Origin of the sequence: Idiomarina sp. H2 (assembly GCF_004364275.1) — a bacterium.
Lineage (GTDB): Bacteria > Pseudomonadota > Gammaproteobacteria > Enterobacterales > Alteromonadaceae > Idiomarina > Idiomarina loihiensis.
Genome location: NZ_SNZY01000005.1, coordinates 1 through 18569 on the forward strand (window position 1 = coordinate 1; position 18569 = coordinate 18569).

At 41.3% G+C, this 18569-nt stretch carries 16 protein-coding genes and 1 pseudogene; all 17 read right to left on the reverse strand.

Going from position 1 to position 18569, the window contains the following annotated elements; all coding sequences use genetic code 11:
• Positions 1 to 95: 95 nt before the first annotated feature.
• Positions 96 to 851, reverse strand: a pseudogene (locus DET62_RS07520) (nucleotide sugar dehydrogenase); the annotation flags it as partial.
• 33 nt (positions 852 to 884) lie between these two features.
• On the reverse strand, positions 885 to 1937 hold the full coding sequence (locus tag DET62_RS07525) for an NAD-dependent epimerase (RefSeq protein WP_110013651.1): 1053 nt from the start codon (positions 1935 to 1937) through the stop codon (positions 885 to 887).
• Positions 1938 to 1943: 6 nt separating this feature from the next.
• Positions 1944 to 3776 carry a glutamine--fructose-6-phosphate transaminase (isomerizing) gene (gene glmS / locus DET62_RS07530; protein ID WP_110013650.1) on the reverse strand — a complete coding sequence of 611 codons (1833 nt, stop codon included), beginning with the start codon at positions 3774 to 3776 and terminating at the stop codon, positions 1944 to 1946.
• A gap of 37 nt (positions 3777 to 3813) precedes the next feature.
• A complete protein-coding gene (locus tag DET62_RS07535) occupies positions 3814 to 5199 on the reverse strand; it encodes a hypothetical protein (protein WP_110013649.1) in 1386 nt (461 codons plus the stop codon).
• Positions 5200 to 5278: 79 nt separating this feature from the next.
• The gene (locus DET62_RS07540) at positions 5279 to 6454 is read right to left on the reverse strand and encodes a DegT/DnrJ/EryC1/StrS aminotransferase family protein (RefSeq protein ID WP_110013648.1); all 1176 of its coding nucleotides are present in this window, start codon (positions 6452 to 6454) and stop codon (positions 5279 to 5281) included.
• Positions 6454 to 7098 carry an acetyltransferase gene (locus tag DET62_RS07545; RefSeq protein ID WP_110013647.1) on the reverse strand — a complete coding sequence of 215 codons (645 nt, stop codon included), beginning with the start codon at positions 7096 to 7098 and terminating at the stop codon, positions 6454 to 6456. Before DET62_RS07545 ends, DET62_RS07540 begins: the two co-directional genes overlap by 1 nt.
• Positions 7091 to 7690: a sugar transferase gene (locus tag DET62_RS07550; RefSeq protein ID WP_110013646.1), complete on the reverse strand. Its 600-nt coding sequence runs from the start codon at positions 7688 to 7690 to the stop codon at positions 7091 to 7093. The genes DET62_RS07545 and DET62_RS07550 overlap by 8 nt, the downstream gene beginning before the upstream one ends.
• Before the next feature lie 7 nt (positions 7691 to 7697).
• Positions 7698 to 8942: a glycosyltransferase family 4 protein gene (locus DET62_RS07555; RefSeq protein ID WP_110013645.1), complete on the reverse strand. Its 1245-nt coding sequence runs from the start codon at positions 8940 to 8942 to the stop codon at positions 7698 to 7700.
• A gap of 126 nt (positions 8943 to 9068) precedes the next feature.
• On the reverse strand, positions 9069 to 10163 hold the full coding sequence (locus DET62_RS07560) for a glycosyltransferase (protein WP_110013644.1): 1095 nt from the start codon (positions 10161 to 10163) through the stop codon (positions 9069 to 9071).
• On the reverse strand, positions 10156 to 11340 hold the full coding sequence (locus DET62_RS07565; RefSeq protein WP_110013643.1) for an O-antigen polymerase: 1185 nt from the start codon (positions 11338 to 11340) through the stop codon (positions 10156 to 10158). The genes DET62_RS07560 and DET62_RS07565 overlap by 8 nt, the downstream gene beginning before the upstream one ends.
• Complete coding sequence (locus tag DET62_RS07570) at positions 11337 to 12386, reverse strand: glycosyltransferase (protein ID WP_110013642.1); 1050 nt, start codon at positions 12384 to 12386, stop codon at positions 11337 to 11339. The genes DET62_RS07565 and DET62_RS07570 overlap by 4 nt, the downstream gene beginning before the upstream one ends.
• Positions 12368 to 13873: an oligosaccharide flippase family protein gene (locus DET62_RS07575; protein WP_110013641.1), complete on the reverse strand. Its 1506-nt coding sequence runs from the start codon at positions 13871 to 13873 to the stop codon at positions 12368 to 12370. The genes DET62_RS07570 and DET62_RS07575 overlap by 19 nt, the downstream gene beginning before the upstream one ends.
• A complete protein-coding gene (locus tag DET62_RS07580; RefSeq protein WP_110013640.1) occupies positions 13863 to 14423 on the reverse strand; it encodes an acyltransferase in 561 nt (186 codons plus the stop codon). Before DET62_RS07580 ends, DET62_RS07575 begins: the two co-directional genes overlap by 11 nt.
• Positions 14424 to 15530, reverse strand: a complete 1107-nt coding sequence (locus DET62_RS07585; protein WP_110013639.1) for a DegT/DnrJ/EryC1/StrS family aminotransferase — start codon at positions 15528 to 15530, stop codon at positions 14424 to 14426.
• A complete protein-coding gene (gene rfbA, locus DET62_RS07590) occupies positions 15527 to 16408 on the reverse strand; it encodes a glucose-1-phosphate thymidylyltransferase RfbA (protein ID WP_110013638.1) in 882 nt (293 codons plus the stop codon). Before rfbA ends, DET62_RS07585 begins: the two co-directional genes overlap by 4 nt.
• Positions 16405 to 17490 (reverse strand): dTDP-glucose 4,6-dehydratase, encoded by a 1086-nt coding sequence (gene rfbB, locus DET62_RS07595; protein ID WP_110013637.1) that lies wholly within the window; start codon positions 17488 to 17490, stop codon positions 16405 to 16407. Before rfbB ends, rfbA begins: the two co-directional genes overlap by 4 nt.
• Positions 17490 to 18566 (reverse strand): DegT/DnrJ/EryC1/StrS family aminotransferase, encoded by a 1077-nt coding sequence (locus DET62_RS07600; RefSeq protein ID WP_110013636.1) that lies wholly within the window; start codon positions 18564 to 18566, stop codon positions 17490 to 17492. Before DET62_RS07600 ends, rfbB begins: the two co-directional genes overlap by 1 nt.
• Between the last annotated feature and the right edge of the window lie 3 nt (positions 18567 to 18569).

Sequence of the window (18569 nt, forward strand, 5' to 3'; positions counted from 1 at the left end):
ACGTTGCGCTAAATCCCTCCAATGTTGAGGAAATTAAGCGTAATACGGCGGTTGCTTAAAACAGGTTTTTTGGACAACTAGGTTGAAAAACGCCGATAGCCACCATAACCAAAACTGGGATTATTGTAGTGGTCGCCAATGCGAGGATCTAAGCTAACCCCCTCAATAATTTGGCGGGTATCCAGACCATGCACTTCTGAATACGTATCTAACTCATTAAAATAAGCTACGCGCATAGCAAGATAGGTATTCGCAAAAAGCTTAATGGCTTCGGCTTCCGTGCTGTCAGTAAACAGGGTTGAAACGTCTTTTTTAATTGCGCCCTGCTTTAATAAACTAGCAAAGAGCTCGGCGCGTTCAGAGCGCTCCCCGACAATAATACGTGAAGGGTACAGATTGTCATAAAGGGCTTTGCCTTCGCGCAAAAATTCCGGTGAGAAAATAATGTTGTCAGTACCCATTTTCTCTTTCAGCATTTGGGTGTAACCGACGGGAATGGTCGACTTTATGACCATTATAGCGTCGGGGTTTATTTGCTTAACCTGAGCTATAACCGCTTCTGCGCTACTGGTATTGAAGTAATTAGTTTCGGGGTCGTAATCTGTTGGTGTGGCTATAATGACATATTCAGCATTACTGTAAGCCTCTTCAGGGCTCAATGTAGCTTTAAGGTTCAGTTGTCTTGTCGCAAGAAACTCAGATATTTCCTTGTCTTCAATGGGTGACTGCTTACTGTTAATAAGGTCGATTTTGTCTTTTATAATATCAACCGCATAAACCTCATTATGCTGCGCCAAAAGTACAGCATTTGATAAACCAACGTACCCAGTGCCCGCTACTGCTATTTTCATAAAATACCCAATTATTCGTTCTTATTACGAAATTTAGACTTTATAAAACTGCTTGTACCACTCAACCGTAAGCTTCATCCCCTCTGTCACCGGTGTTGACGGCCTATACCCCATATCGTTTTCTAACTCAGACACATCGGCATAAGTGGCTACAACATCCCCTGGCTGAATGGGCTGAAAGTCTTTTGGTATTTCAACGCCTGCCGCATTTTCAACAGCCTCTATAAAGGTCATCAGCTCAATAGGTTGGCTATTACCTATATTATAAATTTTATAAGGTGCCAAGGAGCTGGACGGGTCTGGCTGTTTAGCGTCCCATTCGCTGGTGACTTTGCACGGATTTTCAATAACGCGCACCACACCTTCAACAATGTCATCAATATAGGTGAAATCTCGCTTCATTTTACCGTTATTAAATACCTTAATGGTCTCGCCATTTAACGCGGCTTTGGTGAAAATAAAGGGCGCCATGTCGGGCCTGCCCCAGGGCCCATAAACAGTAAAAAACCGTAAACCGGTGCATTGTATGCCATACAAGTGCGCGTAAGTATGCGCCATAAGTTCGTTCGACTTTTTGGTGGCAGCATACAAACTCACCGGATGGTTCACACTGTGCGAGGTTGAAAACGGCATAGCCTCATTTAAGCCATACACCGATGAGCTAGACGCATAGCTTAAGTTTTTAACGGCATGATGGCGACAAGCCTCAAGCACATTCATAAAACCGACAATGTTGGAGTCTATATAAGCATTAGGGTTTTCCAGCGAGTAACGCACCCCAGCCTGGGCAGCCAGGTTACATACGGCGTCAAACTGCTCTTGTTCAAACAGGGCGTCTAATGCGGGCTTATCTTCAAGTTCTAGCTGTATAAAAGAGTAACCAGAATGCAACTCCGACCGAACCCTTACGCCGTATTCAATATTGCTTCGCTTTATGCCGCTTTCTTTTAGCCGACCATATTTGAGGCTTACATCGTAGTAATCATTAATACTGTCTAGCCCGACTACGGTATGGCCTTGTTTGAGTAGCCTCAATACCGTATGAAAACCGATAAACCCCGCTGTTCCGGTGACCAATATTTTCATCAGTAATTATTCGACCGTGACCGATTTTGCGAGATTACGAGGCTGATCAACGTCGGTTCCCTTAACCAGCGCAACATAGTAAGACAACAATTGGAGCGGAACGGTATACACAATAGGGGCAATAACATCCTCACAATGACCAACACTTAAGACATTCATCGTTTCATCGGTCTTGAATTGTGCGTTTTTATCAGCAAAGACATACATCACACCACCACGAGCCCGGACTTCTTCGACGTTCGACTTAAGCTTTTCAAGAAGCTCATTGTCCGGCGCAACAACAATCACCGGCATTTCATCGTCGATAAGCGCCAAAGGACCGTGCTTTAGCTCACCAGAGGCGTAAGCTTCTGCATGAATGTATGAAATTTCCTTCAGTTTTAGTGCACCTTCCATGGCGATAGGATATTGGTTGCCGCGCCCTAAGAAAATGCTGTGCTCTTTATGGGTAAACTCATACGCCAACTGCTCAATATCGTCCGCAAGTGACACCGCTTCTTCAAGTTTGGCGGGCAGTGTTTGCAACGAGTGGACCAGGCTCTTTTGCTGCTCTAAAGGCATTCCTCGGTGTTTACCAATGGCAACGGTCAGCATCAACAATCCGGTTAACTGCGTGGTAAAGGCTTTTGTGGATGCCACGCCAATTTCAGTGCCGGCTCGTGTCATAAACGCCAAGTCCGATTCGCGAACCAGAGACGATGTTTCAACATTACATATGGTCAAGCTGCCTTTGTAGCCAAGCTCTTTTGACAGTCGCAGAGCAGCAAGCGTATCCGCTGTTTCACCACTTTGTGAAATCGTGACAAGCAGTGTGTTGGGTTTCACATGCGACTGTCGGTACCGAAACTCTGACGCAATCTCAACGCTACACGACACATTAGCTAACGACTCAAGCCAATAGCTTGCGACCATACCGGCATGGTAGCTCGTACCGCACGCAATAATTTTAACGTGCTCAATCTCTTTTAATAACGCATTCGCACCTTTGCCAAACGCATCATCCAAAACGGTAGTGTCAGATACGCGTCCTTCCAGCGTGTTTCGGACGGCAATCGGCTGCTCGTAAATTTCTTTCAGCATAAAGTGGCGGTAGTCGCCTTTACCACCCGCGTCGTACTGACTGTCTGACTCAACAACGTTGCGCTCTACTGCATGGCCGCTTTCATCAAAAATATCGATAGCGGTTCGCGTAATATCGGCAACATCCCCTTCTTCTAGGTAGATAAACTTCCGGGTCACGGGCAACAGCGCCAGTTGGTCAGAGGCAACAAAGTTCTCACCTATTCCCACGCCTATGACTAACGGACTGCCAGAGCGTGCTACCACTAACCGCTCTGGGTCATTTTTATCAATAACCACCGTGCCATAAGCGCCCTCAAGTTGGCGTGTCGCTGCTTTCACAGCCTCAACTAAACTTGGTTGGGTTTGGCACTCATGGTGAATTAAGTGAGCAATCACTTCGGTGTCAGTTTGGCTGTTAAACGCATAGCCCAGCGTCTTTAGCTGCTCTCGCAGCGAATCGTGGTTTTCAATAATACCGTTATGAACAACAGCAATGTCATTATTCGATACATGCGGATGCGCATTGGCTTCAGTGACGCCACCATGTGTTGCCCAACGGGTATGGGCAATACCCAGCGTTCCGTCCATTGACTCAGTTTCAATGGCCGCCGCTAAGGCTTGTACTTTTCCGGTACGTCGTGTGCTTTTCAGCTGTTGGCTTTTATCGATGACTGCCATCCCGGCTGAGTCATAACCTCTGTACTCAAGGCGTCTTAAACCTTCTAATAAAACCTCGCCAACATGGCGCTCAGAGGTTGCTCCTACGATACCGCACATTATATTTTCCTTTTTCTTGCTTTTTCTAACAGATATTTTACCGAGCTACTGGCACACCAAAAATATCTTCTACCCGTCCCTGCAAAGACATACCTCTTGAGGTCTGCGTAGCGGCCTTATCCAAGAGTTTGTTCCAGTGCATGTAGTTATCGCGGTAAAGTTTTATGCTCTTATTATCGCTCGCGCTATTGCCACTAAACCGATTTGCATTTTCAAGCGCCACACCGGCAGAAGCCATACTCACAGCGATAGTGCCTTCAACCGCGCTTTCCGGTATCACGATGCCTAAACCCGCGGAGCCTACAGACAGCAGTGCTGGTAGACATGAACGACCAATGTTTAATAAGTTTTCGTGCCAAGCGGTTTTGTGATTGTTTATTGCGGCAAAGGTATCGCCGAAAAGACCGGCGTGCATATCCTGAAACTCTTCTAAGCTCCACTCATGCACAAACCGCTTTCCACTTTGCTCTTCTTTGGCTTGCTGAGCAATAACAGCGTCATCACGGACTTTGAAGAGTAAATCGAGGAGTTTGGTGGGGCTGGTGACCTTTTTCTGCATCAACAATGCGTAAGCATACGGAAAGCTTTGCAGCGCTTCCGACTCAGTTTGCGATAGGCTTTGTAACTCATTCAGGCTCGACTGCTGTTGCAGTTGGTTACCTAAGTAGCGCCAAAGCAGTGCACTTTGCTGCGCTTTTAAGTCTTCAATGGCGGGTGCTGCAACATAAACTGCATTATGCTGTTCAGCTAATTCATTCACAAAGTTGACACGGAAGCGGTCTATAAGTCCGGAGACTAACTGTCCGGTTTTATGAGAAGTGTCATCATCACTTTGCGCTGCCTGGTTAAACGCAAGCGTGAAGTCAGAAACGGTGGGTTGGTCAAAAGGGGCTTGCTCGGCAATAGTCACCAATAAACCGGCGACACATTTTGCACCGCGGAAGTTATTATCCGTTAAGGTGCTTTTAGCCAGCTTGCGTCTGTCGGTAAACTTTTGGGTAAAGCCTTCCAGTAGTGCGTGTTTAAAGCTTTCGGCGTCTTTTTGCGCAACGGGCGATTGCTCGGACCAGCGCTCAGGGCTTTCCAACCATTCTTTAATCAGTAATACGGACTGAGTCGCGGCCTGCTGGCAGCAGCCTAACCATTGGTCGGTTGCAACCAAACTGGTTTCTTTAAGAAGGTCTCGGTAGAGATGGTTATGGTCTTTAAGTTGCTGTTTATCACCTTGCTGTATGGAGCCATCAAACAACACCTTCGATGACATAGCCAAAGATTCCAGCACATTCAGCAATTGCATGAGCTGCTGCTTAGTCAGTTGCTTAGGGCGCGTTTGCTCGCCAAGCATTAAGCTCATAGACAGGTTTAACTGTCGTGCGTTAAGCAATGATGCACCAGTATAGTTTTGTAGTGTCATGGTTTGCATTGATTGTGTCTTTTTACCTATATTTCCTTTCCGGCTTTTATGCAGTCTTAACTACCTCTGACACAATCCGAGGTATGCTTTAACTCTGTGCCTGTGAGAGTACGTCTTTAATCACTACACAGGTCTTTTCTATTTCGCTATCCGTTAATGTTGGGTGCACAAGAAACATTAAGCTAGTCTCACCTAACTCTTTAGCAATAGCGAGTCGTTCCTCAGGCCGGTAGCCCGTCCCATCGAACGCTTTTTCTAAATACACTTCAGAGCACGAGCCTTGCATACAAGGAACACCACGCTCAACTATCTCATTAACTATTCGGTCTCGTGTCCAGCCTTCTGCTAGGTTTTCAGGCTTCACAAAACAATAGTGCTTATAGCAAGCATGCTCCATGTGCTCAGGTACGACCGGTGTGCGAACACAGTTAAACTCACTGCATACCTCGGTAATGGCTTCGGCATTCTTTTGACGATTTTGCGTCCACTCAGGCATGTGTGTGAGTTGTATACGACCAATAGCAGCCTGTACTTCAGTCATGCGCCAATTGGTTCCAAAACTTTCGTGTAACCAACGGAAGCCCGGTGGGTGCTCTCGCTCATAAACCGCTTCGTAGCTTTTCCCATGATCTTTATACGACCACATTTTGCGCCAAAGGGCTTCATCATTGGTCGTGACCATACCGCCTTCACCACCGGTAGTCATAATCTTGTCCTGGCAAAATGACCAAGCACCAATATGACCTATGCTACCAACAGAGCAGCCTCTATATTTGGCGCCATGTGCCTGAGCGCAATCCTCAATGACATAAAAGCCATGCTTTTCCGCCAATGACATAATCGGATCCATATCAGCTGGCCTACCCGCTAGATGAACTACAACTACTGCCTTCGTTTTTTTGGTAATCGCCTTTTCTATAGCTGGCGCTTCTATATTTTGACTATCACGGTCAACATCAACAAATACAGGAGTAGCTCCAGCAGTGACGACTGAAGAAACTGACGCTAAAAATGTACGTGGCGTTACAATAATTTCATCGCCCGGCCCAACATCCAATGCAATTAAAGCTAAATCTAACGCCTGTGTGCCATTACCTAACGCCACTGCATATTTAGACTCAGTATACTCTGCAAATTCTTTTTCAAATTGACGGCCTTCTTGACCGGTCCAGTAGTTAACTTTATTCGAGAGAATAACGTTTGAAACAGCATCAGCTTCTGCTTGGGTAAAAGAAGGCCAAGGGGAAAATTTAGTGTTTAACATTAACTTTTTCTTTCCAATGGTTTCGCAGGATTTCCGATCACTATAGTCCCCGCAGGAACATCCTTTGTAACAACGGCTCCCATACCTACAATAGCTCCTTTACCAATCTTTAAAGGCTTGTCTGGGGAGCCCTGTTTAATTACAGCCCCCGTACCTATATAGGCAAAATCATCTATATGAATATTTCCATTGCAATGAACTCTTGGCGCAAAGGTTACGTAATCACCAATAACACAATCATGAGCGACATAACTATATATATTGGCATGGAAAGACTTTCCAATTTGAACGTTTGAAGTAACCGTGACGAAAGGACACAAAATAGAGCCTTGGCCAATTTCTACTTCGTCTAATATAACAACATTGCTTGCACTGATATTAATAATAGGCAAGTTTCGTTCTTCACACTTTTTAGTCACAGCCTCTCGGATTTTGCTGTCTGCTATTGCCACCGTCAATTTTTTTGACGTTGCTTCTACCTCCAAAAAATCATCAAAGCTCAGAACCTTATAGCCATTAAGATTGTCAGACTGAAAACCATCATCAATGAAAACAAGTTCAACGGAACTGTACTGCTCCCTAACTAACGGCAACACTTCTCTTCCAAAGCCACTAGCACCGTATATTCCAATAACATCAGTCATCTTTAGTCCCCTTGAATTTACTCATCGTTGCCTCGCCTTCGGCTGCAATTCCCTCGCGCACAAAGACTTTTTTCAGTGTCATAAATAAAATTTTTATATCCAGCCAAACCGATTGATTGTTCACATACCATACATCAAGCTTGAACTTCTCTTCCCAACTTATCGCGTTGCGTCCGTTTACTTGTGCCCACCCGGTTATTCCTGGACTAACTTCATGACGTCGATATTGCTTCTTAGAATAAAGCGGTAAATACTCCATCAAGAGAGGACGAGGGCCAACAAGACTCATTTCACCTTTTAGAACGTTCCACAACTCCGGCAACTCATCTAGGCTGGTAGAGCGTAAGAAACGACCAAACGAAGTAATCCTTTCAGAATCTGGCAATGGATTACCATCTTCATCAAACGCATCGCGCATAGTGCGGAATTTAATCATTTTAAATGGCTTACCGCCTTTACCAGGTCGAACCTGTTTAAAGAGGATAGGGGAGCCTAGCTTCCAGTAAATTACAAATGCCAGAAAAGCAAAGGCAGGAAATAATATTACTAATGCTGCAGCTGACGACACAAAATCAAAAAACCGTTTCAACATATCTATCTTAATAATCTTTATCTTTCAAAAGTTCTTTGAATAACTCATCATACTTTTTTGATAAAACACCATACTCATGGTCAGCGACTACAGCCGTATACCCCCTTTCCCCCATTAGTTTCCTATTTTCAGAAGACATATCTGCTAAACTTACAACTCCTCTTGCGATTGCACAAGCATCTTCCGCTGGTACCGTTATTCCAGCACCATACTTCACCACAGGATCATAGCGCCCTGAAAATGCATGTAAAATAGGTTTCCCAGAGTATAAATAATCAAATAACTTATTTGCTGCTATACCATATTCATAAAGATTTGAGCTTTTCCAGCCTATAAAACATGCATCACACTTTTCAATTATCTTTTGTACTTTTTGTTTAGATACAGGCTCTAAGAATGTCACATTTGAAAGCTTTAAGCTTCTCGCTTTCGCTTCAAGCGAAGTTTTATTTTTCCCATGTCCCACTAAAATGAAATGAATATCCGTTCGCTTACGGGATAGCAAACTTGCTGCGTCAACCAATGAATCAAGCGCATTTGCGCTACCTATAGTTCCTGCATAACACACCTTAAACCCCTTAGTTGGAATTCTATCGTCGATCGACGAAGGAAGCTCTTCCGTCTCTATTAACTCATCAAGAGAAAAACCATTGCCTATCCAAGTAAAATTTTTGTTGGATAATCCCCGCGATTCCATGTGCTCAACCGCACCTTGCAAATTTGAGGTAACATGATCAGCAGTTCGATAAGCATAATCTTCAATCCATTGCATAAATTGAATGAATGGATTCCTTTCAGAATATCCACCAACCTCCCGAAAGGTGAGAGGCCAAATATCACGAACCTCAAAAACTAATTTGGCATTTACTCTGCTTGCAAGTCGTTTGGCTCCGAGAACGCCGACTAAAGAAGGAGAAGAGTAAACTACGATATCCGGCTTTGCTTTAAGTCGACGGTCTAACCTATTAACTTGCCACGCAAAAACAAACCAATTCCATATCCTAAATTTATCGTGAGCGTGCTGATATTTACGAGACGGGAGTCGAATAAATCTAAAGCCCTCGAACTCCTCTTGATCTGGCGCACCAGCATTCAAATCTGCATCCCGTACTAGATGAGTCCAACGGGAAGAAACCAATGTTACATCATACCCAAGCTTTACTAGTTCTCTGGCTAAAGCTCGGTGACGCCCGCCAATCCCCGTTGTTGGAAGCGATGCATATTGATTAATTATCCAAACCGCTTTAGCCACTACTTGCCCCTTTTTTTAATAACATCGAATGCGCCGTGAATCTTAATGAGAATCAAACAAGCTTTTACAAATTGCAGATGAGCACCGATTATGATGAGATTCTTTTCCTCACTTACTCGACTTAAATTACTTATCCTGTATTGTCTCTTTATAAGTGTTGAGCATCTTTTTAACACAAGAATCCCAAGAATAATTTGTCATGACATGTCGTTGACCAGCTAATCCAACTTGACGTCTTAATTCAGGATCTGACACTATTTTTTCTAGCACATCTGCTGCGGCTTTCGGATCTGCTTTTGGTACAACAAAGCCGGTTTCACCGTCTTTTGTAACTTCGAGTAAACCTTGTGCATCCGAGACTACTACCGGCCTTTTTGCTGCCCCAGCTTCAAGAATTGAAACTCCAAAACTCTCGAATCGACTTAATGCAACGTAAATATCAAGCTTCTCCAGTTCTTCTGGAACTTTAGAATGTGGAACTCGACCAACAAAAACTATCTTTTCAGCAATACCAAGTTGTTCAGCGAGAGCGAAAAGTTCGTGCATTTGTTCCCCCCCTCCAACAAGGCGTAACTCAAGTTGTGGCTTTCTGGTATCTCCCCTTTCCAGCCGAACTAATAACTGAGAAAACGCTTCGATGAGAGTGTCAATACCGTAGGTTGAACTCATTGTCTTAACCGTGCCTATAACAATCTTTGACTTTTGAATAGAATCTACCGGCCTAATATTTTGATAAGCAGCCATATCGACTCCAAACGGAGTGATAGCAATTTTTTTTATTTCAGGAACTAAAGTACGTATTTGTGCCGCCATACAGTGACTTGTTGAAGCAATTTTATCAGCAGCACGAAGATTCTTTTTTACAAGCCATTTATGAAAAAGTGATTTATATGGAAAAAGATAAACATCACTCCCCCATACCGACAACAATAAAGGACTATAGTTTACTAAACGGGCGGTTGTTCCGTAGCCACTTACGTAATGCGCATTTACTATATCCGGTCGAATCTCTTTTAGTAGCTTTCGTACTTTTGGTACCATGAGGTAATATCCTATGGTTCCAAAGTATGGAAACTGATGTAATATAACTTCTGGATTAAGTGGTTCTTCAACTTGATGCTGGGATATCACATGAATTTCGTGTCCTGCTGAACTTAAAGCGTTCGCCCAGCGAACCGTATGGATAGAGGATGCGGCTGATAGAAGAGCAATTTTACTCATTATAGAAAACTCTCTTGAAAATAAACTTCTTTAGAAAAATAAATGAAAATATTAAACAAAACCAAAAGTAGGGTCGCTCAATCGGGCTAATCATAAACCCAATCATCCAAGAAAAAGATAAAACAACAAAAACAACTCTGCTATAGATGGATGTAATACTTTTAAAGTATGCTCGAAAGGTAAAAAATCCATAAGCTCCGCCGCCTAAGAAAATACCGAAATATGAGAAGTCACGAAAGAAAGTAAAAATCATCGTATTAAATGCATTACTTTTTGTAACTCCATCAACACCAACAACAACTGGTTTTGATATATAACTATTAGTAGTCGAAAGAAGCTCACCATCAACACCAAGCTTATCAATTACAATTAGAAGTGACTGAGAAATCCCCCCTAAACTGGAAAATCCAAAAGTATGCTGATGAATTAAACCTTGCTCATCATAAAAATAATAATCATATAGAGAAAATCCAACTATATGATAATTTACTAAATAGTAATTTAAAACCCCTATAAAATCGAAAGAGCCATATCGCATTGACGCTGCCATTAAAACAAGAAGAAGGCATACGACCAGGACCGAAATAAATGATTTAGATAATCCTCTTAAAAAAGAAGTCATGAGAATAATATGAAAAGAATACATAATAGGGTAGTTAACTTGATAAACATAAGAGTATAACAATAAAAAAAATCCGGCAGTTATGCTAATATGTTTTACCCTGTCTACAACTAACCCCAATATTAAACAAAAAATAGAGAACGGAAACGCCAAAAAGGCAAGGATCTTATCTAAACCAGTAGCACCTCCAGTTAAATCAGCTTCAGTACCGCGGACTTCAGCAAAATAATTCAAATAACTTTTTGAGAAAACCCCCGAAAACCAAGCGACGAGTACTGTCAACGCTAAAAAGAATAACATGATGTAAAATATTAATTTCAATTTATTTTCAGATATATTAACTATTGAAGCCGTACTAGACTGATTTCGACTCGCCCCATACATATAAATGGAAAGTAATGCACCACAAAAGAAGAAAGTGATAAAAAAATTAAACTGGATAAAAACAAAAAAACTTGGGCTAACGAATGTATTTTGTTCAAAAAATGAGAGGTACAACCAAAACACCCACCAAAACACAAAAAAGAACAATAAAAATATGGCTTTTAACTTCACTTAAACCGCCCAAGTAAAGTAAATAATATATTCAATAATGATGGCGTTTGAGAAAACATATAGATAATTCGAAACTTAAACTGGGGAAAATTATGGTGAAACCTAGACAAAGTTAGATAGCTCTTAAAGCCTTTATAGTCTTTATTCTTTAAAAAGGAAAGTGCTATAGACAATGAAATTATTGCTAACTTTCTTTCCCAATTCAAACTTCGGAGATAAGGATCTTTATCTATCAGAGAATACAATGAATAATAATATTCTATTAAAGCCTCTGTTCCACCGTCCCTCATTTTCTCTGACCATGAACCGAATGAAGCTAAACGATAATAACTCATGATTTCAGGTATATAAATTATACCTCCAAGGCGGATAGCGTAGATTTCTATGAAAAGATCCGTAATGCTCATTTCTGAAAAAGCATCGGAGTATAAAAAGTTTAAAATTGACCTTTTGAATAGATAACTAGCAGTTGGTGCAAACTGATTTGATTGATAAAGAACCGAATTTATGTTGTTAAACGTTATTGAATCCGCTCCATGATAACAATGTAACTTTTTTTTACTAAAGGGGCTTTCACTTACTAATCCAGGCGCTACGACCATAGAAAGGTCTTTATGTGACAACAAAACATTCATTTGTTTTTCAAGTTTTTCAGGATCAAACCAGAAGTCATCACCTTCACATAATGCTATATAATCATATTCAGCGCTATCCAAACAATTCCTTAACGGAGCTTGCTTGTCTTTACTATAAACATTTTCGTCTTGAATGATAAGTTTAATTAAACTGGGATACTTTTCTCGAAACCGTTCGATTATATCTTTTGATCCGTCTTTAGAAGCGTCATCATGAATAATAATCTCAAATGGGAACTTGCTTTTTTGAATCAAAAACCCTTTAATAGTCGATTCAATATATTTGGCGTGATTATAACACGTACATAGAATGGACACTTTTGGTTTATTAGAGTTAAAATAGGATACAATCTCCTCCTGAGAAGGTAGCTCATTATTAGATAAAAATAAATTCAAATTAGATTTATACATTTAAAATTCAGTCTTTTTCGAATCTTTTCTCTAAAAAATCTAGACGCAATTGTAGACGCAGTTAGACTAGTTAGACCAGAAACTATGATAAATAGAAGGGGGTTTTTTTCATTAAGAATAAAGTTATGAATAAACAGTAAAGATAATACTGATGACAGCGTAATTACGAACACATCCTCTATGAACCAAACTCGATGCAGTCCCGGCTCTAGCTTTCTATGCACGTATCCGACCCAGACAATAAAATAAAGACTATTAATTCCCAACCACGCCCATCCGGCACCTACTCCACCATAATAGATGGCAGAAAAAATAATCACCGGAATTAAGACAATTACAATAGCTAAATTACCTATCAAATGATAACGCAAATTACCAACTGCATATTGTAAATAATAGGGAAACGCTGAAATCGCTAAAACACCATTACCTAAAGCGTAAAGAGTCAGTATTGGAGCAGCATTATTAGTGACCTCATAGTCTCCTGTCCAAACATACAATAACGGTTTAGCACAAAAAGCCATTGTTACTGCAGCGGAACCGGCAATTACACTTACTATTTGAGTAGCATTGCGATAGATTGCAATAGTTTCATCGTGATTACGCTCTGCTTTCAAACGTGCCATACGTGGCATTATAACAGTACTAATAGGAGCACTAAGAATCATTATTCCGCTTGCCATCAGAACTGCTAAAGTAAAAAATCCATAATCTTTCAATGGCAGAATACCGGACAATATCAACTTGTCTGTTTGCGTCACAAGCACCCATACAGAAGACGTGAAAGCAATGGTTAGCGAAAACTTGAGTAAGGGCTTTATCGGTTGAAATGACCAACCGATGCTTGCACTATTTAATACGTCAGGTTTAAGGCGATTGCTCATTATATGTAGACTAACAACTTCAAATATAATTAAAGCTAATTGATGCCAGAAAAACACAGAAACTGTAAACCCATAAAGCCACATCGTAATGAAGACGGCCGGAAACCGGAGCGTCGCAATCGCTGCGTTAAAAATACTTAACCACAATATTTTTTCGGAGCCAGTAATTACTCCTCTGAATAGCCCCCCTAGCCAACGTAACGCTACACTTATCGCCATTATCTTTACTGCAACGACTACGGTTACAATATCTAGCTCATCTACCTTCAACCATTTATTAGCAATCGACTCAGCTAAAAACCACAGCCCACAACCACCTATAAATGCAACAGCTAGAAAAAGGCCGCTTAATGCACGAAATAATTGACGATACTTAAGAGCCGACATAGAACCACCACGATAACGCGCTGTTTCTCTCGCTATAGTCGGTGTAAGCCCTAAGTCCAAAAGTGAAAACCAAGACTGTAACATGGCAAAAAAACCAACTAAGCCATAAGCTTCCGCTCCAATATATCTTATGTATAGTGGTAAAATTAGAATACCTATACCAGCGGCGTAAATTTGGCTGGTATAGTTAGCAATGATATTCTTTTTAAAAGACACGTAACATCGCTTCTAATTGTTTTATATAGTTTTTTCTCTCTTTAATTCTTTTTGCCGGGACACCTGAATAGATACCAAAAGCGTCACAGTTTTTTGAAACAAGACTGAGTGCTCCTACTGCAACCCCCTCTTCTAAGGTAACTCCCGGCAATACAATACTTCCGGAGCCAATAATTACATGTTTACAAATAGCGACATTAGAATTGTCTACATTAGTAAACTCTTGCGGCACCATTGGATTTGTCATCCATTCACCGCTATAGTCATCGTTACTACTGTATATCGAAACCTTAGAAGATATGTTTGAAAAATCCAACAAGCTGATTTGACCAGAACCAATCAGCGAACTATAAACACCGATATGAATATAGTTACCAATTTCAATTCCTCCTCTACCTGCAGACAACACACAAAAATCATCTATACGAACATTATTGCCTATGCTGATATTGGAGCAGTTATAAAATGAAGCTTTATCTGATAGATAAACATTTTCACCAATAAATTTAAAACCCATTAACTTTATTTGTTGTTCGCTTAAGAAGCTCATTTACAGATCCCGTATAATTTCCACAACACGAGAAACTTGCTCATCAAAACCGGCGTATATTGGCAAGCATAATACACGTTGGGCAGCATCTTTCCCTACTGGTAGATTTTTTCCTTCAACTGAATTTAAATCAGTATATACCCGAAAGTCACTTATTAGTGGATAAAAGTAACGACGTGAAAAAATATTGTGTTGCTTGAGTTTTTCGTAAAGTGCATCACGACTTAATGAATACTTATCCGTGACTAAAATAGGAAAGTAAGAATAGTTACGGGCTATTTCAACATTGCTATCTATTATATGAATACCGGTAACATCAGATAAATTTTCTCGATAGAACCTATCGATTTCATATCGTTCCTTCAAAGCTTTATCAATATACTTAAGTTGGAGCAGTCCGAAAGCTGCATTAATTTCGCTCATTTTACCATTAATTCCGACTTCATTAATGGTTACTTCATCTATAATACCAAAATTTTTAAGCTGGCTAAGACGTTCCTTAGTTTCCGCGCTATGACACACAACGGCCCCGCCTTCAAATGTATTGAATACTTTAGTGGCATGGAAACTTATTACACTTAAATCACCATAACGAAGTATACTACCCCCTTCATCCTGTACACCAAATGCATGAGCGGCATCGTATAGAACTTTTAAATTATACCTGTCGGCAATAGCTTGTATTGCATTGACTTCGCAGCGATTGCCGTAACAATGCACTGGCATAATAGCAGTTGTCTTTGAAGTAATTGCAGCTTCGATTTTAGCCGGATCTAAGTTTAACGTTCTAGGCTCTATATCCACGAAAACCGGTGTTAAATTATTCCATACTATGGAGTTGGTAGTAGCAACAAAAGAGTAGGGTGTTGTTATTACTTCACCTTTAAGATCTAGCGCTTGAAGTGCGCTAAGCAATGCGTTAGTGCCATTATTAAACAAGACAATATGATTAACCCCAAGATATTTCTCCAACTCTTTTTCTAGTTTTTGATGCATAGGACCGCTATTAGTCAAAACTTTGCTTTGCCAGATTTCTTCTAAATAAGGAATGAATTCTTTTAGTGGTGGCAAATAGGGTTGCGTCACATAAATAGGTTTATGATTCATAGTTGTCCTTTAACAAGAGCTATTAAATATTGCCCGTAACCATTTTTATTCATTAGTCTACCGGCTTCAACTACCTGTTCTCTATCTAGCCAATTATTATTAAATGCTATTTCTTCCAAACAAGCTACTTTAAAGCCTTGTCGTTTTTCAATCGTTTCCACAAACTGCGCAGCTTCCAGCAAACTTTCATTTGTTCCGGTATCAAGCCAAGCAAACCCTCTCCCTAAAAGCTCAACATTCAAGTACCCACGCTGTAAATAAGCTTCATTAATTGAGGTTATTTCTAATTCGCCACGCGCTGAAGGTATTACTTTTTTTGCTATTTCAATTACATCATTGTCGTAAAAGTATAACCCGGTGACAGCGTAATTAGATTTAGGTTCCACAGGCTTTTCCTCAATTGAAATAGCCCGCTTCTTGTCATCAAACTCCACTACACCAAAACGCTCAGGGTCTTTTACTTGGTAGCCAAAGACGGTTGCTCCCCCATTAGTCTCCGTCCGTTTTACGGCATCTTGTAGTTTGGGTCTAAATCCATGCCCATAATAAATGTTATCACCAAGCACTAAGCACACACTGTCTTCACCAATAAACTCCTCACCAATAATAAAGGCCTGAGCTAAACCATCAGGGCTTGGTTGCTCTTTATAGGTAAGCTCCATTCCAAACTGAGAGCCATCACCTAGCAGCTTTTCAAAATTTGGCAAGTCTTCAGGGGTGGAAATAATGAGTATTTCACGTATACCCGCCAGCATTAATACCGACAGCGGATAGTAAATCATCGGCTTGTCGTAAATAGGTAATAACTGTTTCGACACACCTTTTGTTATTGGATACAAGCGCGTGCCTGAGCCGCCTGCTAATACTATTCCTTTCATTCAACTTCTCCTGACTGTGCACTTCCTAACCGCTCTCGCTGGTAGCTACCGTCCTGTACTCGCTGACACCACTCTTGGTTGTCTAAGTACCACTGCACCGTTTTACGAATACCCGATTCAAAGGTTTCTTCGGGTATCCAGCCTAAATCGTTTTTAATTTTGGTGGAGTCAATGGCGTAGCGCATGTCATGGCCGGGGCGGTCTTCAACGTACGTTATTAAGTCTTTATATGAGCTGTTGTTCGGTACTAGCTCATCGAGTATGCCGCAAATAGTGGTGACGACTTCAATGTTTTGCTTTTCGTTATGCCCACCAATGTTGTAGGTTTCCCCGACTTGGCCTTCTGCTGCTACTTTAACTAAAGCTCGGGCGTGATCTTCCACGTACAGCCAATCTCGTATTTGGTTACCTTTGCCGTAAACGGGTAACGGTTTACCGTCTAGAGCGTTCAATATCATTAATGGAATGAGTTTTTCAGGAAAATGATACGGGCCGTAATTATTGGAGCAATTAGTAATAACGGTTGGTAAACCATAGGTCCGATGCCAGGCTCTGACTAAGTGATCACTACTGGCTTTTGATGCGCTGTACGGTGAGCTGGGTTTGTATGCGGTGGTTTCGGTGAATAGTGGGAGTTCATCTGCATGCGTGTCTGGATGGGGTAAGTCACCGTAAACTTCATCAGTAGAAATATGATGAAATTTAAAGGTCGCCTTTCGACTCTCCGTCAAGTTTTGCCAGTAAGCTTTTGCCTGTTCTAGCAGCGTATAAGTACCAATAATATTGGTTTGCATGAACTCACCAGGGGCGTCAATGGAGCGGTCCACGTGAGACTCTGCCGCTAAGTGCATGACTACATCTGGCTGATGCTGCTCAAATACGCGCTTTATTTCTTTAGCGTTGCATATATCGACTTGCTCGAGTTCATAGCAGTTATTATCGCTGACTGGTGTCAAGCTTTCTAAGTTGCCTGCGTAGGTGAGCTTGTCAACGTTGACAACACTGTAGTCAGTGTCATTTATTAAATGGCGGATAACGGCTGAGCCTATGAAGCCTGCCCCGCCTGTAACCAGAACTTTCATTATTTCAGGGCCTTTATTACCAATCCTTGCGATGAATAATCCAGATAAGGATGCATAGGTAAGCTAATAACTTTTTCAGCAACAGTGTCACCGACATTAAGGTTCGAAGTTTTATTTTCGACTGCTGGCTGCTTATTCAAAGGAATGGGATAATGCACTGTTGTTGGTATTCCTTTGCTCTTTAACTTTTCTTGAACTTCGCTTCTATTGTCTACTTGGATAGTATATTGCGCCCACGCCGATGTGTTGTGAGGCTCTATGAATGGTGTTGAATTAACTCCTGCCTCATTCAAAAGCCGCGTGTAGCTCTCAGCTACAGTATTGCGCAGTCCAATTTCGTCATCCAGTATATTTAGTTTAGGCAGTAAAATAGTCGCTTGTAGAGTATCCAAACGGCTATTTATACCGACTCGAATATGGTGGTATCGGCGGTCTTGACCGTGCCGAGCAATCTGACGCATGACCGCTGCCAACTCTTCATCATTAGTAAATATAGCGCCACCATCGCCATAACATCCCAGAGGTTTACTTGGGAAGAAACTTGTACAAGCTATAGTGCTCAAGTTACACGACTTTTTGCCTTTGTAGGTTGCACCAAAGCTTTGTGCACCGTCCTCAATAACGGGTATATTATATTTATTGGCAATTTCATTAATACGGTCAAAGTCAGCAGGCTGCCCATATAGAGATACAGGAATAATCGCTTTCGTTTTTTCAGTAATAGCGGCTTCTATGAGTTCTGGGTCAATATTGTAAGTTTTAGGATCAATATCAACATAAACCGGCTTTGCGCCTAATAAGGCCACGGTTTCTGCCGTCGCAATATAAGTAAAGCCTGGTGTAATAACTTCATCTCCCGGACCAATACCCAATGCCATTTGTGCAATTTGAAGGGCATCGGTTCCGTTTGCCACGGTAATACAGTACTTTGCACCTGTATAATTGGCTAATTTTTCTTCTAACTCTTGAACTTCCGGGCCTAGAATATACTTGCCGTGGGCAAGAACGCGCGCAATGCCTGCATCAATTTTATCTTTAATTCTTGCCTGCTGAGCGGCTAAATCAATAAACTGCATGTT